The following is a 21,367-nucleotide window of genomic DNA, read 5'->3' as shown; positions in this document are numbered from 1 at the left end:
GCGACGCGGGCGGCCCGGTATCCGCCGGCCCGGTGCCGTGGCGGTCATGGGCGCGGGGCCCGGCCGGATACGGTCTCCCCCGGCCGGGCCCCGCGCCAAGCGGTCGTCTACTGGGCGGTCAGCGTGCCCAGCAGGCCGTGCTTCTCGTCGCCGGGTCCCGCGCTGAACCAGACGCTGTCCGGACCGCCGGCCACCGCGTCACCGGTGATCAGGCCCCACAGCTTGTCGATCCGGACGGTACGCCCCCGGGTGTCGGTCAGCGTGCCGCGGAAACGGCCACCGGCCGGGTCGAAGGCGTGGATCGTGCCGTCGCCGAAGTTGCCGACGAGCAGATCGCCGGCGAAGCGGCCGAACCCGGCGGGGGCCACGACCAGGCCCCACGGCGAGTCGAGGTCGCCGCGGGAGGCGATACGGTCGACGAAGCTGCCGTAGCCGGTGAAGCGGTCGACAAAGCCGTGCCCGGCGCCGGGGACGTCGAACTGCTTGGCCGCGTCCTGCTTGGCGTAGGTGACGTAGACGCTGCCACCGAGCACCTGGACGTTGAACGGCGCGTAGTCCTTCGGCAGGGACGGGTCCCGGAAGAGGCCCGCGACGTCCAGCTTCTGGAAGGCGGAGTTGAAGACGTCGACGCGGTTGTCGTGGAAGTCCGCGGCCAGCAGCAGCGGGCCGAACGGGCTGCTGGACAGGGTCAGTCCGGTGTAGGCGGCGCCGGGGACGGCCGCCGCCTGTACCGCCTGGGTGCCCGACGCGCCGGCCCAGGCGGAGATGGTGCCGCCCACGGTGGCGAAGAGGAAGGACGCCGGCGTGGTGGTGCCGGGCACGTCGAATCCGGTGCTGGAGTTGAAGGTCTGGCCGGTCACCGGACCGCCGGGGACCTTGACCACCAGCGGCGCGGCGGTCGCGGGGCCGCCGTTCACCGCCCCGGAGTAGAGGGTCGAGGTCGACGTGCCCGCGTTCGACACCCACAGCGGCGAGTTGGGCCCGCGCGACAGCCCCCAGGCGTTGATCAGGTTGGGGTCGGTGAGCTGCGCCTTCCCCGGCTGGTCGGACACCAGGTCGGTACGGGTCACGCCGTGCGCCGACGGCGCCGAGTGGTGTCCAGCCGGCCCGGAGTGGGCGTCGGCCGGTCCCGCCGCGACCAGCGACACGGCGGTCGCCGCCACGGCGGCCGTCAGCGCGGCGGCGGATATGAGCGTCTTCGACATGCGGTAACTCCCTGAACCGAGTACAGAGCCGTCCCGATATACGGGGATCGCGGCCGATTGACTCACCGGTGCCACCGAAATCTCCGCCCGCCCGGCTCGGGCGCCGCCGGTTAGGCCCGCTGTTTGCGGAACCTGGAGAACAGCGGCGGAGAGTGGTAGCCGGTGGAGGTGCCGCTGATCCAGCCCGCGAGGTCGGGGGCCGCCGGGCGCGCGCCGCCGGCCAGGTACAGCCCGAGCAGCAGCACCCCGGAGACCACCGCGAAGATGAGCACGATCAGCACGCTGAGGTGGAAGCCGTTCTGCAGGCTGCTGCGGGTGATCGCCAGGTGCACCAGCACCGGGCCCACGAGGAACGCGGCCTCCGACCGCAACAGCTCGACCAGGGCGAAGGTCGGGCCCAGTTGGAGCGCGGACACCGAGAAACCGGCGAGGAACAGGCCCGGTGTCACACCGGCGCCCGCCCCGTATCCGAGGAAGAGCGCGGCGACGGCGGTCACGGGAGCGGCGTTGGAGGAGCTCATGCCCAGCAGCACCCCGGCCCCGATCACCACGCTGATCAGACCGGACAGCGCCAGATAGGGCGTCCACTTGGTCGTCACCACCTTGCGGAAGAGCACGGCGGAGATCGTCACGCCCAGCAACTGGGGCGCGATGAGCAGACCGGTCTTGACCGGTGAGTAGTGCACCTTGTTGATCAGATAGACCTCGATGAGTTCGAGCAGCGTGGTGAAGGCGGCGCCCACCACCATGGCGTTCAGCGTGCCGGTGACCGGCAGCGTGTTGCTGATCGGTTTCATCGGCATGAGGGGTCGGGCTTTTCGGTACTGCCCCACCACCAGGGTCAGGCCGATCAGGATGCCGACCACGACGGGCACGATGAACTCGGGGTCGCTGAACTTGCCGCGGGTCAGCCATGACACGCCGAAGAAGGGCAGCGTGGTGGTGCCGAGCGCGAGCGGGATGGCGAGCCAGTCGAAGGGCTCCCTCGGCGCCGGGGGCAGATTGTTCATGAAGGTCATGGCGCCGATGGTGAGCCCGATGAGGGCGAGCACGGAGACCGAGAGGTACAGCCACCGGAAGCCCCCGTAGCTGCCGACCAGTCCGCCCGCGACCGGCCCGGCGGTGACCATGCCGAAGAGCCCGAGGCTGATGACGGGCGCCGTGGTCGGCACCCGGTCGATGCCGTGGGTGGTGATCAGCGGCGGCAGGGCGACCACGAGCAGCATGCCGGTGAACAGACCCTGGAGGACCAGGCCGGTGGTGAACTGCCCGAGGGAGGTGGCGGTCAGCGCCAGGACGGAGCTGACCACGAAGCCCACCTCGCACACCAGGTAGACCGCCCGCTGCGGAAACCGGTTGGCGAGGTCGGCGGACACGACCGCGCCGAAGGCGTAGGCGGCGTTGGACATGCCGCCGCTGAGTTGCAGTTCGAACGGGGTGGCGTGCAGATCTCTGAGCAGTCGCGGTTCGAAGAGGGTCAGCGCGGTGGTGAGGATGAGGAAGGGGCTCAGCGCGAGCAGTGCGAGGACCACCGCGGCGGCGTAGTTGCCCCCCAGAGGGAGCCACTTGGGCTGGGCAGGTACGAGGGAGTCAGTAGAGATGGCCGCCTCCGAGGTCGTGGTGGGCAGTGGCGCACCCCGCACCCCCGGACACGCGCCAGGCGCCAGGCGCCGACGGCGGTGGCGCGCCCGTGATGCATGTCCGATTTGTCCAGACTGCCCGCTCAGCGTACGGACCGGCCCCGGCGCTTCGCGTTTGCGACACGCGGCCGACGGCGGCGATCCCCGATGACCTCGGTGCTGGTGCCGCGCGATGACCTGGGCGGTCATCGCGCGGCGGACCCGGGTGACCCGGGTGACCCGGGTGACCCGGGTGACCCGGGTGACCCGGGTGACCCGGGTGGTGGTGTCAGCGCGCGTTCGCGGTGACGGTCGAGCTCAGGGTCAGGCCGCCGGTGAGCGGCAGGTTGCGGGAGGAGTCGCCGACCAGGATCTGGTAGCCGCCGGCCGCGGCGACCCAGCGGTTGGACGTGGTGCTCCAGGAGGCCAGATCGTGCGTGGTGACCGTGAAGGTGACGGTCGCCGAGGCCCCGGGGTCGAGGGAGACGCGCTGGAACCCCTTGAGCTGGTGGGGTGGCTCGCCGGCCGCGCCGGGATCGCCGACGTAGAGCTGCGCCACATCGGCCCCGGCCCGGCTCCCGGTGTTGGTGACGGTCGCGGTGACGGTGGCCTGGCCGTTGCTCAGGGCGCCGACGTGCAGATTGCTGTAGGCGAAGGAGGTGTACGAAAGACCGAAGCCGAACGGGAAGAGCGGGGTGACGTTGTTGGCGTCGTACCAGCGGTATCCGATGTCCAGGCCCTCGGAGTACGTGACCGCGCCGTTGGTGCCCGGCCACTGGGCGGTGGTGTTCGCCGGCACCTGGGAGAGCGAGGTCGGGAAGGTGACCGGCAGGTGGCCCGAGGGGTTCACATCGCCGAAGAGGAGCGCGGCGATGGCCTCGCCCCACTCCTGACCGTCGTAGAAGCCCTCGAAGACGCCCGCGACCTGGTTGAGCCAGGGCATCAGGATGGCGGAGTTGTTGTTCAGCACCACGATGGTGCGCGGATTGGCCGCGGCCACCGCCTGGATGAGGGCGTCCTGGTTGCCCGGCAGGTTGAGCGAGGTGTTGTCGGCCTCCTCGTGGCCGTAGTTGTCGCTGGCGAAGACGACGGCGACGTCCGAGGACTTGGCGAGGGCCGCGGCCGACGCCTGGTCGCTGCCGTCGTTGTAGGCGACCTTGGTGCTGGTGCCGGCCAGCCGGTTCTGGATCCCGATGATCGGGGTGTAGGTGCCGGTGCTGGTGACGGTTCCGCTGCCGCCGCCGATGGTCTGGGCGCCGGGTCCCGCGTCCTGGCCGATCACCGCGACCGAGGAGAGGGTGGCGGCGTTCAGCGGCAGGGTGCCGTTGTTCTTCAGCAGCACCGTGCCTTCCTCGTCGCCCTTCAGCGCGACCTGGGCGTGCGCCGGCGCGGCGACGATCGCGGTGTTGGAGCCGGTGGGCGCCTTGTCGAACATGCCGAACCGGAACATCTGGGTGAGCACCCGGGAGACCATCGTGTCCACGGTGGCCTGGCTGACCTCGCCGTTCTGGACCGCCTGGACGAGGTAGTCGGCGTAGTAGTAGCCGCCCGGCATCTCCACGGTCAGGCCGGCGTTGGCGGAGTCCACGGTGGAGTGGATGGCTCCCCAGTCGGAGGTGACGAAGCCGGTGAAGCCGGCCTGCTGGTAGAGGCCCTGGTTGAGGATCTCCGGGTTCTGGCAGGACGGGATGTTGTTGACGTTGCTGTACGCGCACATCACCGCGGCCGCGCCGCCCTGTTTGATGGCGGTCTGGAAGGCGGGCAGGTAGATCTCCTGCAGCGTCCGCGGGTCGACGTCGATGGTCCCGGCGGGCTGCTCGATGTTGTACGCCGCCGCGTGCTTGACCTCGGCCATCACGCCCTTGCTCTGGATGCCTTCGACGTCGGCCGCGCCCATCTGGCCGGAGAGGTACGGGTCCTCGCCGAAGGTCTCGTACGAGCGGCCCCAGCGCGGGTCGCGCACCATGTTGACGGTCGGGCCGAGCGCCACGTTCACCCCCTTGCCGGCGAACTCCTCGCCGACCGAGGTGCCGTACTGCTGCTCGTACGCGGGGTCGAAGGTGGCCGCCGAGACCAGCCCGGACGGCATCTGGGTGACACCGCCGAGACCGTCGCCGACGCCGGCCGGGCCGTCCTCGAAGTTGACGTCGGGGATGCAGAGCGACGGATTGCCGATGATCTTCCCGATGTAGTCGGGCGCGTCGGTGCCGTGCAGCATGGCGACCTTCTGGGCCAGCGTCATCTGTCCCATGAGCTGGGCCACCCGGGTGGTGGTCGCCGCGGTGGAGTTGAGCCAGGGGCAGCTGCCCGGCGCCGGCTTCGAGGGCGGCGGCGGGATGGTGGCGGTCACCCCGCCGACGGTGCGGACCTGGAACTCCCAGAGCGCGTAGCCGTATCCGGTGGCCCTGGTGGTGCCGTACATCCGGATGTAGCGGCCGGTGCCGGAGACGGTCAGGGTCTGCTTGCCGCCGGTGCCGGTGGTGGTGGAGTAGATCGGGGTCCAGGCGGTGCCGTCGTTGGAGAGCTGGATCTGGAAGGCGGTGGCGTAGGCGTTCTCCCATTGCAGCACCACCTGGCAGACCGGCAGCGCGGCGCCGAGGTCGACCTCGAACCACTGCGGGTCCGCGTACGCGCTGGCCCAGCGGGTCACGGTGCTGCCGTCGACGCCGTAGGGAGCGGCGTAGGCCTGGTTGCCGTCCTGGACGGAGGACACGGTCGCCGGGTGGCCGAGTGCGGCGTTCGCCGTACCGCAATTGCCGTTGCCGCCGCCACCGCCGGTGGTGCCACCGGTGGTGCCGCCTGTCGTGCCGCTGCCGCCGGTACGGACCTGGAACTCGTAGAGCGAATAGCCGTAGGCGGTGGCCCTCGCGGTGCCGTACACCCGGACGTAGCGGCCGGTGCCGGAGACGGTCAGGGTCTGGGTCCCGCCGGTGGCGGTGGTGGTCGAGTAGACCGGCGTCCAGGTCGTGCCGTTGGTGGACACCTGGATCTGGAAGGCGCTCGCGTAGGCCGTCTCCCACTGGAGCACGACCTGGCAGATCGGCACGCTGGAGCCCAGGTCCACCTGGAGCCACTGCGGGTCGCTCGGCTGGCTCGACCAGCGGGTGCCGGTGTCGCCGTCGACCGCGGCGGACGCCGGGGTGCCGCCGTTCTCCGTCGAGGAGGCGGTGGCGGGCTGGTCGAGGGCGGCGTTCGCCGTACCGCAGGTGGTGCCGCCGCCTCCGCCGCTCGATCCGTAGACCTGGAACTCCCAGAGGGAGTAGCCGTAACCGGTCGCTCGGGCGGTTGCGTAGACGCGGACATAACGCCCGGAACCGTTTACGGAAAGCGTCTGCGTGCCGCCGGTGCCGGTGGTGGTCGAGTAGACCGGGGTCCAGGTCGTGGCGTCGGCGGACACCTGGATCTGGAACCCGGTCGCGTACGCCGCTTCCCAGCGCAGGACGACCTGGGAGACGGTCGCGGTCGCGCCGAGGTCGACCTGGAGCCACTGGGGATCGCTCGGCTGGCTCGACCAGCGGGTGCCGGTGTCGCCGTCGACCGCGGCGGACGCCGGGGTCCCGGCGTTCTCCGTCGAGGAGGCGGTGGCGGGCTTGCCCTGGGAGAGCAGCGTGGGGTCGGCGTGCGCCGAGCCCGCCGCGCTGAACAGCGCGGCGATCAGGGCGAGTACGGCGGCGGGGACGAGCCACACCGAGCGGAACACGCGGGCCGTACCCGGCACCCGGCGCGTTCGTGGTGTGCCGGGCCTGACCCGATGAGTGGCATACATGAATCTCCCTCACAGGTGGGATGGGGGGCGGGAGAACGTGAGGAGCGGGGAGAGCGGGGCGCCGGGTCACGAACGGCGGCGCACACGCCGCCAGGCCAACGGGAGAGCGCTCTCCAGTTGGGAAGTGAACACGCGCTCCGTGATCACGTCAACCCGTCCGACCCAAGTTCACAGCTACGCGGTCGGCTGCGCCGAGCCTTCCCGACGAGGGTCGCCCCTCGGAGGGCGGGCGTCGGCCCGCGGCGTGACTGCCGCCGGGGGCCGGCGCGCATCGAGCCTGGGCGCACCCACCCCGGCTGGGTCCCGGCGGCCCGCGGCGTGACTGACGGCGGGTCAAGCACACCCGGTTCACCCGTTGGGTGGAAAGGACGTTGACCGCGTGCGCGTCGCGGTCCTTCGAATGGCGCAGGCTCGCGGAGACGGTGTGTCCGGCGTCGGCGAGCGGCCGTGCGCTCATGGCGCCGAAGCCGCTGGAGCCACCGGTGGCGATGCCGGTCTTGGACATGACGCGTCTCCTGGAGACGGCCGGACACCCCTGGGCGCCCCGGGGGCTCGACAACGGCCCGTCGGGGCCGCACCGGCCCCGGCCCGCACCGCCCGGCGCCGATATGCCGTTCCCGCCCGCGCCGGAGAGGATGGGCGAGGGGCGCGGCGGTACGGGCGCATCCCGGAGGGACGCGGACCGGCTCGTACCCGAACGAGGGAGAACGCGAGATGGACGAACTGCTGGAGCGCGTGCTGGACACGCACGGAGGACTCAAGAAGTGGTGGAAGGCGCTCGGCGCGAGCCTTCAGCTCACCGTGGACGGGCCGTTCTGGGCCCCCCGGGGCGGGTCGCGGATCCGCCGCCCGCAGATCGTCACCTTCGACCCCCGCCGGGTGAACATCACCTTCACGCCCTTCCTCGGCGAGGACACCACGGCCGTCTTCGACGTCGGCACCTCGGTGGCCGTGCAGCTCAACAACGCCCGCGGTGAGGTGCTGGAGCGGCGGGAGCAGCCGGAGAGCGCGTTCCCGCCCTTCCAGGACGACGTCGCCTGGGACGCGCTGAGCCTGGCGTACTTCCTCGGCACGGCGAACTGGAGCGCCTTCGTGGAGCCCTTCCTCTTCACCTATCCGGGGGTGGCGGCGCACGAGATCGAGCCGTGCCGGGAGGACGGGCAGACCTGGCGGCGGCTGGCGGTGACCTTCCCCGCGTACTACCCGACCCACAGCCGCGAGCAGGTCTTCTTCTACGACTCCCACATGCTCCTGCGCCGGGTGGACTACGCGCCGGCCGTGCTGGGCAACACCCTCATGGCCGAGTACAGCTACGACCCGCAGACCTACGACGGCTTTGTCTTCTACACCCGCCGCGAGGTCCACTTCCGCAACGACGAGGGGATCACCGACTGGAGCTCCACCCCGATCACGATCGGCGTGGACTCCGTCGCGGTGGACTGCCGCTGACCGGCCCCCCGCGGAGTGCCGCGGGCCAGGCGGGGCCCGGTCCTCACGATGTCCCCGGCGCCCGGCACGTCCGGTTCGGCGGGATTATCCTGATAGGCATGCGGACCTGTGGGCCGTGTCATGGGTGAGCCGCGCGCCGCCCCCGGCACGGCGGGTCGGCGGGCTGACGCCCCGGCCGGCCACGAGGGTCCCGGCGACCCCGGTGCTCCGGGCGGTCGGCGGGCCGGCCGGGACGCGCGGATCGAGGCGCTGAGCGGCGCGGTGGAGGATCTGGCCGGCCGGTTCGCGCTGCAACCGCTGCTGCGGCGGATCCTGCGCCGGGCGGTGAGCCTGCTGGGGGCGGGCGCGGGCTCGATCAGCACGGTCGACGAGAGTGCCGGTACGTACGCCAAAGTGGCCTCCCTCGGCATCGGCTGCCAGGAGGGCCGGGTCTTCCCGCTCGACGAGGAGGCGGGGACCTGCGGAGCGGTGGTGGCGGCGCGCGGCCCCCGGCTCTTCGACAGCTATCGCGAGGTGCCCGGCGGCCATGTGGACCCCGGGGACCGGGAGCGGCTGCACGCCACCCTCGCGGTGCCGATCGAGTGGCACGACCGGATCATCGGGGTGTGCGTCGTCTTCGGCACCGATCCGGCCAAGCGCTTCGGACCCGAGGACGTCGAACTGCTGCGGGTCTTCGCCAGCCACGCCGCGATCGCCATCGCCAACGCCCGTCTGCACCAGGACGCCGAGGAGCGGGCCCGCGGCCTGGCGGTCAGCGCCGAACGCGAACGGGTGGTGCGCGATGTGCACGACACGGTGGCCCGGGCGCTCGGCTCGATCCTGCTGTCGCTCGAAGCGGACGACAGCGCGGCGCCGGCCGCCTGTCTCGACGCCGCAAGGGCGGTGGCGCGCGCGGCCCTGGCCGACACCCGGCGCACCGTGCTCGGCCTCGGTCCCTCGCTGCTCGGGCCGCGGTCGCTGGACGAGGCCATCGCGACCGAGCTGGCCTGGGCGCACTCGACGGCCGGCATCAGGACGGATCTGGTGGTCACCGGCGAGCATCCGCCGCTCGGCGCGGAGGCCGGGGCGCACGCGCTGCGCCTGGTGCAGGAGGCGCTGACCAATGTGGTCGCCCATGCCCGGGCGGAACTGGTCAGGGTGGGTGTGATGTACGGGGCGGACGATGTCGCCGTGGTGGTCGAGGACGACGGGCGCGGCTTCGACCCGGCGGACAGCGGGGTACGGAGCGGCGGCCGCGGTCTGACCGGCATCGTGGAGCGGGCCCGGCAGGACGGGGCGGATCTGCGGATCGAGTCGACACCGGGCTGGGGCACCAGGATCCGGGCCCGTATCCCCTACGCGGCGGGCGACCGCCGGGACGAGGGCGCGATCACGCCCTGGCGGGTCCTCGTCGTGGACCGGCGGGCGGTGGTCAGGGCGGGCTTGGCGCGGCTGCTGACGCAGGGCCAGCCGGAGATCGAGGTGGTGGGCGAGGTCGGCGAGGCCGGCCGGGTCATGGCGGCGGTGCGGCTCCTGGAGCCCGATGTCGTGCTGCTCGACCTGAGGATGCCGGGGCTGGACGGCGCCCGGCTGACCTCGTACATCCGCTCGGCGAGTCCCGGCACCGCGGTGCTGATCACGACCGACGACCTCGGCGACGAGCTTCTCAAGGAGGCGGTGCACGCGGGGGCCCGCGGCTGCGTCGGCTCCGAGCTGGACGGCCCCGGCCTGGTCCGCGCGGTGCTGGCCGCGACGCGGGGCGACGCGATGCTCACCGAGCGGATGCTGCGCGGCTTCACCGACCGGGACCGGCCCGCCGCCGATCCGCTCACCGAGCGGGAGCGCGAGGTGCGGGCCCTGGTGGAGCGGGGTCTGCCGGACAAGCGGATCGCGGCGCTGCTGGCGATCTCGGTGAAGACCGTCGAGAAGCATGTGGGTGCGGTGCTGCGGAAGACCGGGGCGCCCAACCGCACCGTGCTCGCGCACCGGGCGGCGGGGCGCTGAGCACGCTCCGCGACACCGGGCCGGGCGCGCCCCGGACCTGGGCGCACGGCCGCGTGGTGGGGAATTTCCTACCCGTGACTGGGGGAAACCCCTCCTGACCTGCGGACTTCATCGGGTTAGCGTGGAAAGGGCCAGCCGAACCTGAGCCACGGGAGTCGATGTGTCTGTCGTGCCGCTGACCAGCATTGTGTCCGACGCGTTCGAGAAGCGGTACGGCGTGCCGGCCATCAACGTCGTCAACGATCTCACTCTGGAGGCCGTGCTCGCCGCGGCCGTGGAGAAGTCGTCGCCGCTGATCGTGCAGACCTCCGTCAAGACGGTCAAGTCGATCGGCTACGACGAGTTCTACGCGCTGTGGCGCTCGATGACCGCGGGCATCGAGGTGCCGGTCACCCTGCACCTGGACCACTGCCCGGATCGCGAGGTGATCACCCAGTGCCTTCGGCACGGCTGGAACTCCGTGCTCTTCGACGCCTCACGGCTGCCGGTGGCGGAGAACATGCGGCAGACCGTCGAGGTCGTCGCCGAGGCGAGGGAGTACGGCGCCGGCGTCGAGGGTGAGATCGAGTCCATCACGGGTGTGGAGGACGGGGTCGGCACCGACCGGGCGGCCGACCAGGAGTCGCTCGACGTGGCGCTGGAGTTCCTCGACACCACCGGCGTCGACGTCTTCGCCCCGGCGATCGGCAACGCGCACGGCAGCTATAAGCAGGCTCCCGTACTCGACACCGAGCGGGTCACGGCCCTGGTGGAGGCGCGTCCGCTGCCGATCGCGCTGCACGGCGGCAGCGGCCTGTCCGACGAGCAGTTCCACGACCTCATCTCCCGCGGGTGCGCGAAGGTCAACATCTCCACGGCCCTCAAGGAGACCTTCATGAAGTCGAGTCTGGCCTTTCTCGAAGAGGCGGCCCGGCGGGAGAAGTGGGATCCGCCGTCGCTGTTCCGGTCGGTGCGCGGTGACGTCTTCGACCTGGCGGCTTCACTGATGACGCTCTTCGGCAGCGCGGGACGGGCGAGGTGATGACCGTGCCCGCACTGGTCTTCGACTGTGACGGCGTCCTCGCCGACACCGAGCGCTACGGTCATCTGCCCGCTTTCAACCAGACGTTCGCCGAGTTCGGCCTGCCGGTGGAGTGGAGCGACGCGGAGTACGCGGAGAAGGTCAGGGTCGGCGGCGGCAAGGAGCGGATGAGGACACTGCTGACGCCGGAGTTCATCGCGAGGACCGGGCTGCCGAGCGACCCGGACGCGCTGGACGCGGAGGTCGCCCGCTGGCACGAGCGCAAGACCGAGATCTACACCCGGATCATCGCGAGCGGATCCATTCCGCGCCGGCCGGGTGTGCGGCGGCTCGCGCGCGAGGCGCACGCCGCCGGCTGGCCGCTCGCGGTCGCCTCCACCTCGGCGGAGCCGTCCGTGCGCAGTGTGCTCGACCTCGCGATGGGCGGCGAACTCGCCGCCGCCTTCGAGGTGTTCGCCGGGGACGTGGTGCCGCGCAAGAAGCCGGCGCCGGACATCTACGACTACGCCGTCGAGCGGCTCGGCATGGACGACGGCGCAGTCGGAGATGTCCTGGTGATCGAGGACAGCCGCAACGGGATGCTGGCGGCGGTGAACGCGGGCCTGACTTGTCTGGTGACCACCAGCGCCTACACCGGCGCGGAGGACTTCACCGGCGCCGGTCTGGTGGTCACCACGCTCGGCGATCCGGCGCCGGACGCCGCCACCACGCACGTGCTCGACGACCCGCTCGGGGCCGGTCCCGGGCCTTACGTGACCCTCGACGACCTCGCGTTCCTGCTGTCGGCCCCGCCGGGACCCGGCTGAGAACGGGCAGGGCTCCGGCACCTTCGAGCACCGTCAGGCACAGGGAGAGACATGTCATCGCAAGGGACGAACGACCTTGAGTTCACCGTCAGGACCATCGCCCAGACGTCGGTCGACAACGAACGGGAGTTCAGCGAACTGGACGCCGTCGTCGGCGACGGTGACCTCGGCCACTCGCTCGCACGGGGGTTCGAGGTGGTCCTCGCCGACTGGGACAGCTTCGACCGCGCCAGCCCCTCGGTCTTCCTGAAGAAGATCGCCCTGGTCATCTCCCAGCGGGTCGGCGGGACTTCGGGACCGCTGTGGGGCACCGCCTTCCTGCGGGCGGCCGGCGCCGTCAACGACCGTACGGAGCTGACCGGCGACGACGCGGTGGCGATGCTGCGGGCCGCCGCCGAGGGGATCAAGACCCGCGGCAAGTCGGACCTGGGTGACAAGACACTGCTGGACGCGCTGATCCCGATGACCGACGCGCTGGAGAGGGAACTGCACGGCGCCCGCCACGAGGACGCGGCCGAACTGGCCAGGAGCGCCGCCTCGGCGGCCCGCGGCGCCGCCGAGGCGACCACCCCGATGCAGGCCATGCGGGGCCGGCCGAGCTACACCGGCGAGCGCAGCATCGGCTCGCCCGACGCGGGGGCGATGGCGGTCGCGGTCATCGCCGAGAGCGTCGCGGACGCCTGGGCCGCACGGGCCTGACGGCGCACCGGAAGAGAACGGAAAGAGCTGGGAGATCCACCATGAAGAAGTTCGTCAACGACCCGAAGAACTATGTGGCGGAGATGTTGCAGGGGCTGGCGCTGGCCAACCCGCAGACGCTGCGCTACGTACCCGAGTACAACCTGATCATGCGGGCCGACACCCCGAGCGACGCGAAGATCTCCATCGTCCAGGGCTCCGGTTCCGGGCACGAGCCGTCGCATGTGATGAGCGTCGGCAAGGGGATGCTGGACGCCGCCTGCCCGGGTGACGTCTTCGCCGCGCCGCCCACCGACTACGTCGTGGAGACGATCAAGCGGGTCGCGTCGCCCAAGGGCGTGCTGCTGCTGGTCAACAACTACACCGGCGACAAGATGGCGTTCGAGATGGCCGAGGAGTTCGCGGAGGCCGAGGGCACCAAGGTCCGCACGCTGTACATCGACGACGACGTGTCCGTCCAGGACTCGACGTACACCGTCGGACGGCGTGGTGTGGCGGGCAACTTCTTCGTGATGAAGGCGGTCGGCGCGGCGGCCGAACGCGGCGCCGAACTCGACGAGGCCGTCCGCATCGGCGAGAAGGTCAACTCGGTCACCCGCACGATGGGCATGGCGCTCACCCCCTGCACCCCGCCGGCCAAGGGCTCCCCGCTCTTCGAACTGCCCGAGGACGAGGTCGAGATGGGTGTCGGTATCCACGGCGAGCCGGGACGCCGCAGGGAGAAGCTCCAGGACGCCGACGAGATCGTGCGCGAACTGCTCGGCGCGGTCGTCGACGATCTGCCGTACGCCTCGGGCGACCATGTCGCGTTGATGGTCAACGGCCTCGGCGGCACCCCGCTGAGCGAGCTGTACCTGCTGTACGGCCTGGCCCACCGCCAACTGGGCGACCGCGGCATCGACATCCGCCGCAGCTACGTGGGCGACTACTGCACCTCGCTCGACATGGCCGGCGCGTCCATCACCCTGGTCCGCCTCGACGACGAGATCGCCGAACTGCTCAACGACCCGGCGGAGACGGCGATTCGCGTCTTCTGACCGCGCCGCCGCCCGCTCGGCCCACCCGGCGCCACCGCGCGCCGGCACGGCGCCCGGGTCCCCGCCCGCACCAGGTCATCGCACCGGTGCGGGCGGGGACCCGGGCGCCGGCGCGCTGCTCACCCAATGGCGGGACCGGCTCCGCGAGGCGGCTTCCCTCGGCCCGTTCCTGTGCTTACCGTGGGCGGATGCGATCGACCTCCCGCGTATGCGCCGGGTGCCAGGTCCGAATAGCCCATGGCCCGCTCCTTCGCGGCTGACGAATGACGGCTGCCGGCTGAGCGCCGCGCCCTCACTTCGTCGGGACTGGCTCTTCCGACCACGGACCGCGCGCACGCCGACGACACCGGCGTCGCCCGCGGCCACCCGGCTTGCAAAAAACGAGGGAACCCGAGTGACGTTCGCCAAGGAGAACACCGCCACCGAGCAGGCCCCGGAGAAGAAAACGGAGTTCCGGGCCGGAAAGGTGATGGTCGCGTGGCTGACCACCACCGACCACAAGACCATCGGCAGCCTGTACCTCATCACCTCCTTTGTCTTCTTTCTCATCGCCGGCCTGCTGGCGATGGTGATGCGCATCGAACTGGCCCGCCCCGGACTGCAACTGCTCTCGACCGAGCAGTACAACCAGCTCTTCACCATGCACGGCACCATCATGCTGCTGATCTTCGCGACGCCCCTGTTCGCCGGATTCGCCAACTGGATCATGCCGTTGCAGATCGGGGCGCCCGACGTCGCCTTCCCGCGGCTGAACGCCCTCGCCTACTGGCTCTATCTCTTCGGGTCGCTGATCGCCGTCGGTGCCTTTTTCACGCCGGACGGGGCGGCCGACTTCGGCTGGACCGCCTACCAGCCGCTGGCCGGCCCGCTGCACTCCACCGGCGTCGGCGCCGACATGTGGAACATGGGCCTGGCCTTCTCCGGCTTCGGCACCATCCTCGGCTCGGTCAACTTCATCACCACGATCATCTGCATGCGCGCCCCGGGGCTGACCGTGTTCCGGATGCCGATCTTCACCTGGAACACCCTGCTGACCGCCGTGCTGGTCATCATCGCCTTCCCGGTGCTGGCGGCGGCGCTGCTGGCCGCCGAGGCCGACCGGAAGTTCCACGCGCACATCTTCGACGCCGCCAACGGCGGGCCCATCCTGTGGGAGCATCTCTTCTGGTTCTTCGGGCATCCGGAGGTCTACATCATCGCGCTGCCGTTCTTCGGCATCGTGACGGAGGTGCTGCCGGTCTTCGCCCGCAAGCCGGTCTTCGGCTATGTGGGCCTCATCGGCGCGACCATCGCCATCGCCGGGCTCTCGGTGACCGTCTGGGCGCACCACATGTTCGTGACGGGCGTGGTGCTGCTGCCGTTCTTCTCTTTTATGTCCTTTCTGATCGCCGTGCCCACCGGAGTGAAGTTCTTCAACTGGATCGGCACGATCTGGCGGGGCTCCCTGTCCTTCGAGACCCCGATGCTCTGGTCGCTCGGCTTCCTGGTGACCTTCCTCTTCGGCGGGCTGACCGGGGTGCTGCTGGCGTCGCCGCCGCTGGACTTCCACGTCTCGGACTCCTATTTCGTGGTGGCCCACTTCCACTACACCGTCTTCGGCACGGTGGTGTTCGCCATGTTCTCCGGGTTCTATTTCTGGTGGCCCAAATTCACCGGGAAAATGCTGGACGAACGCCTGGGGAAGATCCATTTCTGGACGCTCTTCGTGGGATTCCACACCACGTTCCTGGTGCAGCACTGGCTCGGGGCCGAGGGAATGCCCCGGCGCTACGCCGACTATCTGGCGCGCGACGGCTTCACCGGGCTGAACACCCTGTCCACCATCGGGGCGTTCCTGCTGGGCTCCTCCACGCTGCCGTTCCTCTACAACGTCTGGAAGACCGCCCAGTACGGCCGGCGCGTCGATGTCGACGATCCCTGGGGATACGGGCGGTCCCTGGAGTGGGCGACCTCCTGCCCGCCGCCGCGCCACAACTTCGTCACCCTGCCCCGGGTGCGCTCGGAGTCGCCGGCCTTCGACCTCCATCACCCGGGGATCGTGGCCGTCGAGGAGGCGCAGCACGGCGGCCGCCGGGACGTGCTCGAACCAGGAAAGGGCCTCGCCACGCCCAACTCCGACGAGGGCGACGATCAGGACGGGAGGATGAAGTGACCGCGGACCGCGGCGCCGCCGCCGAGGACGACCTGGCCGCCGGGATCGCGGAGGTCGAGGGCTATCTGCTGGCGCAGGCGGAGATCGGCGCGGCGCGGCGGGAGGCGGAGTCCTTCGCCCGCCTGCTCCCCTGGCTCACCACCGCCCAGCGCGAGGACCTCACCCTGCGCTACGCGCAGGAGCGGCTGGCGCAGTCCCGGATCCGGCTGCGGGCGGTCGCCGAGCGCTGCCGGGAACTGGAGGAGCAGTACGACACCCGGTACCTCGCCCTGCGGCAGCGACTGCTGTGCACCTGCGTGGCGCTGCTGCTGACGGCGCTCTCGGTGTGCGCGGCGCTCTGCGCGCTGGCGGTCGACGGGACCGGCTGAGAGGCGGCGACCGGCGCGCTGCCCGGGCGGGGTCCGGGCAGGGTCCGGGCGGGGGGCCGAGCGGGTTCGGGCGGGGGGCCGAGCGGGTTCGGGCGGGGGGCCGAGCGGGTTCGGGCGGGGGGCCGAGCGGGTTCGGGCGCGTCCCGAGCGACAGGCGAGCGTCTAACGAGCGATGAGCCCGCCACGGGGCCGCAAGACCGGCTTAAGCCACCTCTCACACACTCGGCACATCATGTTTACCCGGCTGCCTCCCGGACCCCCGCCGGCGGGCAGCCGGCGCCATGTCCGGGCCAGGGCCGCCCGGCCTCTCCGCCGGCTGTCGCCGCCGGCCTGACCGGGGATTCCACCGGGCCCGCCTACCGCGCCCCGAAGGAGCGGAGCCGGCGTTTGTCCGCGCGCGCCGCTCGGCCCGGGATGCGGTTCGGCGGGATGAGGCCAGACTGGGGAAGAGGGCCCGGAGGCGTCACACAGTGATGCGGTGCTCCAGGGCAGCGCGCTGTCCGCGCCCCTTCTGCCATCGACGGGAGTCGATGAACCGACCGTCAGGGGAAAACGACCACGGCCGCACTCGACAGTGAGAAGGCGAAGCGTGATGGGTGAATCCAAAAACGTCGGTCTGGCTGCCGCCGTGGCCGGAGGCTATCTGCTCGGCCGGACCAAGAAAGGGCGGGTGGCCCTCGCCGCCGCGGCCCTGCTGGCAGGCAAAGGCCTGAGTCCGCGCAAAGCGGTGGTCGGCGGCATCCGGAAACTTCCGGGCGTGCCGGGAGGCTCGGACAACGGCGAAGAGGCCGGCGAGAAAGAGGGCAAGGGCGGTAAAGGGGGAGCCCACCAGGGTGCGGTCGGACGAAAGGCCCGCGGTGTGGCGTCGTCGGCTGCCAACCGCGGCCTGACCGCCCTCACCAGCGCTCTGCACGAACGCACCCTCGGCTTGGGCGACACGCCGGAACCCGACGAGCCTGATGAGCCGGACGAGGACGAGGAGTCCGAGGAAGAGCCCGCCGAGGACCAGGAGCAGGACGAAGAGCAGGAAGAGCCGACCGACGAAGAGGACGCCGAGGACGCCGAGGACGCTGAGGAGGAGCCGCCGAAGCCCCGGCGGAAGAAGGCGGCTCCCACGAGGACCTCCGCACCCGAGAAGCCGGCGCCGGCCGGAAAGCGCTCGGCGAAGCCGTCCCCCACTGCCGGAAAGACCGCGGCGAAGAAGAGCCAGCCCACCAAGAAGTCGGCCTCGCGGCCTCGACGGGAGAGGTGACCGGACATGGCAGCCGACCAGGAGAGCAGCGCGACCGACCAGAGCCCCATGGATCTGCTGAAGCAGGAAGTCCGCCAGTACCTCGGCGCCCGGGCCAAGCACCTCGCGAAGCGGGCGGGCGGCAAGCTGGCCGACGCGACCGAGAAGCTCACCGGTGACGGCGGCGGCACGCTGCCGGAGATGGGCTCACGCGTCCTGCGCGGCGAGTCGCCGGTGAAGGCGGTGGCCGGAGCGAAGACGAAGGAAGCCAAGGAGAAGGTCACCGGAAAGGTGAAGGAGGCCGTCGGCGGTGGCGGCGGCTCGGGCGGTGGCGGCGGCGGTGACGATCTCACCAAGAACCCCAAGTCCAGCCATGTCATCGAGACGATCGACGTCGGGGTCCCCCTGCGCTTCGCCTACGACCACTGGACCGAGTTCGAGACCTTCAGCGATTTCACCAAGGGCGTCCGCCAGGTCGAACGCGGCGAAGAGACGACCACCGAATGGACGGTCAAGATCGGACCGTCGACACGCAATTGGAAGGCGACGGTACAGGAACAGATTCCTGACGACCGGATTGTCTGGACGACCGAGGGTGCCGCCGGGAACACGCAGGGCGCGGTCAGCTTCCACGAGATCACCCCCACGCTCACCCGGATCGTGCTCGTCATGGTGTATCTCCCGTCCGGGATCGTGGAGAAGACCGGAAACATCTGGCGTGCACAGGGTCGGCGGATCCGGCTCGACTTCAAGAACTTCCAGCAGTTCGTGACCTTTGTCGGGGAGGAGGCGGAGGGCTGGCGGGGTGAGATCCGGGACGGCGAGGTCGTCAAAACCCATGAAGACGCGATGGCGGAGGAGGAGGAAGAGGAAGGCGCCGAGGACGACGAAGACGGCGAGGGCGAGGAGGACGAGGAAGATCTGGACGAAGAAGACGCCGCCGACGACGAGGACGACGAGGACGCTGACGAGTAGCTGTGAGGGGTAAAGGGGTCAACCATGGATGACGACGCGGAGATAGTCGACACATCGGAGGAGTTCGACGCACAGGAGCCGGACGACGACTCCGAGGAGATCGCCGAGGGTACACTGGTCAACCCCGACGAGGAGCCGGACGTCCTGCTCGACGTCCCGACCCTCCACGTCGACGAGATCGAACTCGAGGTCGAGGACCTGCGGGCGCGGGTCTCGCTCCAGGCCGAGGTGCTCGATCTGCTCAAGCTCAACGTCGGCGTGGATGTGGCCCTGGGCCGGGTACATCTCGACATCAACGGCGTGGAGGCACAGGCCCTGCTGAAGGTCCGCCTCGACAACGTGGCCGCGATCATCGGCTCCGTGCTGAAGACGATCGACCGCAATCCGCAGATCCTGGAGCAGCTCACCTCGTCCCTCGGCTCCACGGTCGAGTCGGTCGGCCAGGGTACGGGCGAGGCTGTCGGCCAGCTCGGCCAAGGTGCGAGCGGCGCGGTGGAGAACGTGGGCGAGGGCGCCCGCGGCGCGGTCCAGGACGTCGGTTCCGGCGCGGGACAGGCCGTCGGCGACGTCGGTTCCGGAGCCGGCAAGGCAGCCGAAGAGGTCGGTTCCGGAGCCGGCAAGGCAGCCGAAGACGTGGGCTCCGGAGCCGGCAAGGCGGCGGGCGACGTGGGCTCCGGAGCCGGCAAGGCGGCGGGCGACGTGGGCTCCGGAGCCGGCAAGGCAGCCGGCGACGTGGGCTCGACCGCGGGCGAGGCGGTGGGCGACGCGGGTTCCGCCGCGGGCAAAGCCGCCGGAGGCGCGGGCGACGCCGCCGGGAAGGCGGCCGGCGAGGCAGGCTCCGCCGCGGGCAAGGCGGCCGGGGGCGACCAGCCGGCGGCCGGTCAGGCGGTGAGCGAGGCGGGCGACGCGATCGGTAAGGCCGGCGACGACCTCGACGAAGACGTGGAGGATGTCATCGAGGGCAGCGCCAAGGTCGTGGCGGACGCCGACCGGGACACCGGCGAGGAAGCCGGGGAAGCCGAAGAAGCTGAAGAAGGCGCGCAGGGCGGCGACGCCGAGCAGGGCGAGGAGGGCGAGGAGGAAGAAGCCGCCGAGCCCGCCCGTCGGCCCGCCGCCAGCGCGCGGGACAAGGCCAAGCGGGCTCAGGCGAAGCGGGCCGGCAGCGCACGACGGCGTGCCGCGGCCGACGACGGCCCCCGCCGCCGTACCGCGTCGAGCCACCGGCACGCGACCCGGACCCGGGAGAAGGCGGGCTCGGGCGGGTCCGACTCCAAGCCCCCCGGGCAGCGGCGCCCGCACCGGGACCGCCCGTCGTGAGTCACCCGTCCGGCCGGTGGCACCGGATCTGACGCGGACACGGATCTGCCCCGGAGGGCGTCGGGATACGACGCCGCCGGGGCAGATCCGTGTCGTGCGGGCCCCTCATCAGGGCCGAGGAGCCGTGGAGCCGTGGTGCGCGAGGCACCCCGGGCCCGTCAGTGCATGACCGCCGGGACCATGGTCTCCTCGTCGGCGCCTTCGGAACTCGACGCGAGCTTGGTCGAGCCGGGGCGTCCGACGTTGATGAAGACCAGGGCGATCAGGGCCGCGACGGCCTCGATGCCGACCGCCCACCAGATGGCGTGGCTGTAGCCGTGCACCAGCGCCTGCGACTGGAGCAGCTTGGGGCCGCCCGCACCCGCGGTGTGCCCGGCGAGGTACGTCGCGGTCGCGGAGGCGGCCACGGTGTTCAGCAGCGCCGTGCCGATGGCACCGCCGACCTGCTGGGAGGTGTTGACCATCGCCGAGGCGACGCCCGCGTCCCGCGGCTGGATGCCGTGGGTGGCCAGCGACATGGCCGGCATGAACGCGGTGCCCATGCCGAGGCCGAGCAGCACCAGGGACGGCAGGACCACGCCCGCGTAGGACGAGCCCACCTGGAGCCGGGTCAGCAGCAGCATGGCGACGGCCGCGACCGCGAAGCCGGGGGCCATCAGCACCCGTGCGGGCAGCCGGGTGACCAGTCGGGTGCCGATCTGGGTCGAACCCACCACGAAGGCGGTGACCATGGGCAGGAACGCGAAGCCGGTCTTGATCGCCGAGTACCCCTGCACCACCTGGAGGTAGTAGGTCAGGAAGAGGAACACACCGAACAGGCCGATGATGGCCAGGCCCAGCGAGGCGAAGATGCCGCCCCGGTTGCGCTCGGTGACCACCCGCAGCGGCAGCAGCGGCGCCTTGACCTTCGACTCGACCAGCGCGAACGCGGCCAGCAGTAGGGCGGAGGCGACGAAGAGGCCGATCGTCGAGGGCGCGGACCAGCCGCTGGTCTCGGCGCGGGTGAAGCCGTAGACCAGGGAGATCAGGCCGAGCGTGGACAAGATGACACCGGGGACGTCCAGCGGGGAGCGGTTGCGGCCGCCCTCGGGCTCACGGATCACGAAGTAGGCGCCGAGGGCGGCGATGATCGCGAACGGAACGTTGACGAAGAAGGTCCAGCGCCAGTTGAGGAACTCGGTGAGCACGCCGCCGAGCAGCAGGCCCACGGCGCCACCGCCGCCGGCGATCGCGCCGAAGATCCCGAAGGCCTTCGCCCGCTCCTTGGCGTCGGTGAACGACACCGCGAGCAGCGAAAGCGCCGACGGGGCGAGCAGCGCGCCGAAGGCGCCCTGGGCGGCCCGCGAGCTGAGCAGCATCGCCTCGTTGCCGGCCGCGCCGCCGATCGCGGACGCGAGGGCGAAGCCGGTCAGGCCGACGACAAAGGTGCGCTTGCGTCCCCACAGGTCGGCGATCCGGCCGCCGAAGAGGAGGAGACCGCCGAAGGCGAGCGCGTAAGCGGTGATGACCCACTGCTTGTTGGCGTCGGAAATGTCAAGGGCGTGCTGTGCGCTGGGCAGCGCGATATTCACGATCGTCGAGTCGAGCACGACCATGAGCTGGGCCAGCGAGATAAACACCAGCGCTGTCCAGCGCCGTGGGTCGGGAAGCCGGGTTTCGGCCGTTTGAGACATACGTGCGTCCACCTAGGGGTGTGAAAAAGGAAACGTGCGCGGGCACGTGTGATAGCAAGACTCAAG

15 protein-coding genes are annotated in these 21,367 nt (G+C 71.0%); 11 read left to right on the top strand and 4 right to left on the bottom strand.

Features of this window, described 5'->3' with window-relative positions:
• Positions 1 to 107 precede the first annotated feature (107 nt).
• From OG519_RS32380 to OG519_RS32370, 3 genes are all read right to left on the bottom strand, one after another.
• The gene (locus tag OG519_RS32380; protein ID WP_405591615.1) at positions 108 to 1,205 is read right to left on the bottom strand and encodes a TIGR03118 family protein; all 1,098 of its coding nucleotides are present in this window, start codon (positions 1,203 to 1,205) and stop codon (positions 108 to 110) included.
• Positions 1,206 to 1,315: 110 nt separating this feature from the next.
• On the bottom strand, positions 1,316 to 2,737 hold the full coding sequence (locus tag OG519_RS32375; protein WP_405591612.1) for an MFS transporter: 1,422 nt from the start codon (positions 2,735 to 2,737) through the stop codon (positions 1,316 to 1,318).
• A 376-nt stretch (positions 2,738 to 3,113) separates the two neighbouring features.
• Positions 3,114 to 6,524, bottom strand: a complete 3,411-nt coding sequence (locus tag OG519_RS32370; protein ID WP_405591609.1) for a discoidin domain-containing protein — start codon at positions 6,522 to 6,524, stop codon at positions 3,114 to 3,116.
• A 780-nt stretch (positions 6,525 to 7,304) separates the two neighbouring features.
• On the opposite strand from OG519_RS32370, the gene OG519_RS32365 reads away from it, so the two are divergent.
• The 11 genes from OG519_RS32365 (at position 7,305) to OG519_RS32315 (ending at position 19,628) form a co-directional block, all read left to right on the top strand.
• Positions 7,305 to 8,039 carry a hypothetical protein gene (locus OG519_RS32365; RefSeq protein WP_405591606.1) on the top strand — a complete coding sequence of 245 codons (735 nt, stop codon included), beginning with the start codon at positions 7,305 to 7,307 and terminating at the stop codon, positions 8,037 to 8,039.
• A 120-nt stretch (positions 8,040 to 8,159) separates the two neighbouring features.
• Positions 8,160 to 10,022, top strand: a complete 1,863-nt coding sequence (locus OG519_RS32360) for a response regulator (protein WP_405591603.1) — start codon at positions 8,160 to 8,162, stop codon at positions 10,020 to 10,022.
• A 160-nt stretch (positions 10,023 to 10,182) separates the two neighbouring features.
• Positions 10,183 to 11,043, top strand: coding sequence for a class II fructose-bisphosphate aldolase (locus tag OG519_RS32355; protein WP_405591600.1), 861 nt, complete (start codon positions 10,183 to 10,185; stop codon positions 11,041 to 11,043).
• Positions 11,043 to 11,849: an HAD-IA family hydrolase gene (locus tag OG519_RS32350; protein ID WP_405591598.1), complete on the top strand. Its 807-nt coding sequence runs from the start codon at positions 11,043 to 11,045 to the stop codon at positions 11,847 to 11,849. Before OG519_RS32355 ends, OG519_RS32350 begins: the two co-directional genes overlap by 1 nt.
• A gap of 51 nt (positions 11,850 to 11,900) precedes the next feature.
• Complete coding sequence (gene dhaL, locus OG519_RS32345) at positions 11,901 to 12,548, top strand: dihydroxyacetone kinase subunit DhaL (protein WP_405591595.1); 648 nt, start codon at positions 11,901 to 11,903, stop codon at positions 12,546 to 12,548.
• A gap of 41 nt (positions 12,549 to 12,589) precedes the next feature.
• Positions 12,590 to 13,585: a dihydroxyacetone kinase subunit DhaK gene (dhaK, locus tag OG519_RS32340; RefSeq protein ID WP_405591592.1), complete on the top strand. Its 996-nt coding sequence runs from the start codon at positions 12,590 to 12,592 to the stop codon at positions 13,583 to 13,585.
• Positions 13,586 to 14,054: 469 nt separating this feature from the next.
• Positions 14,055 to 15,737, top strand: coding sequence for a cytochrome c oxidase subunit I (gene ctaD / locus OG519_RS32335; protein WP_405593155.1), 1,683 nt, complete (start codon positions 14,055 to 14,057; stop codon positions 15,735 to 15,737).
• Positions 15,734 to 16,105 carry a hypothetical protein gene (locus OG519_RS32330; RefSeq protein WP_405591589.1) on the top strand — a complete coding sequence of 124 codons (372 nt, stop codon included), beginning with the start codon at positions 15,734 to 15,736 and terminating at the stop codon, positions 16,103 to 16,105. The genes ctaD and OG519_RS32330 overlap by 4 nt, the downstream gene beginning before the upstream one ends.
• 592 nt (positions 16,106 to 16,697) lie before the next feature.
• Positions 16,698 to 17,357, top strand: a complete 660-nt coding sequence (locus tag OG519_RS32325; RefSeq protein WP_405591586.1) for a hypothetical protein — start codon at positions 16,698 to 16,700, stop codon at positions 17,355 to 17,357.
• 6 nt (positions 17,358 to 17,363) lie between these two features.
• Positions 17,364 to 18,311, top strand: a complete 948-nt coding sequence (locus OG519_RS32320; protein ID WP_405591583.1) for an SRPBCC family protein — start codon at positions 17,364 to 17,366, stop codon at positions 18,309 to 18,311.
• Between the two features lie 24 nt (positions 18,312 to 18,335).
• Positions 18,336 to 19,628, top strand: a complete 1,293-nt coding sequence (locus tag OG519_RS32315; protein ID WP_405591581.1) for a hypothetical protein — start codon at positions 18,336 to 18,338, stop codon at positions 19,626 to 19,628.
• 158 nt (positions 19,629 to 19,786) lie between these two features.
• On the opposite strand, the gene OG519_RS32310 is transcribed toward OG519_RS32315, so the two are convergent.
• Positions 19,787 to 21,301, bottom strand: a complete 1,515-nt coding sequence (locus OG519_RS32310; protein WP_405591578.1) for an MFS transporter — start codon at positions 21,299 to 21,301, stop codon at positions 19,787 to 19,789.
• Positions 21,302 to 21,367: the final 66 nt, after the last annotated feature.

Source organism: Streptomyces sp. NBC_01190, from assembly GCF_045039895.1.
In the GTDB taxonomy this organism is placed as follows: Bacteria; Actinomycetota; Actinomycetes; order Streptomycetales; family Streptomycetaceae; genus Actinacidiphila.
Note: the sequence above shows the minus strand (reverse complement) of the source record. Positions and strands in the feature narration are given on the sequence as shown.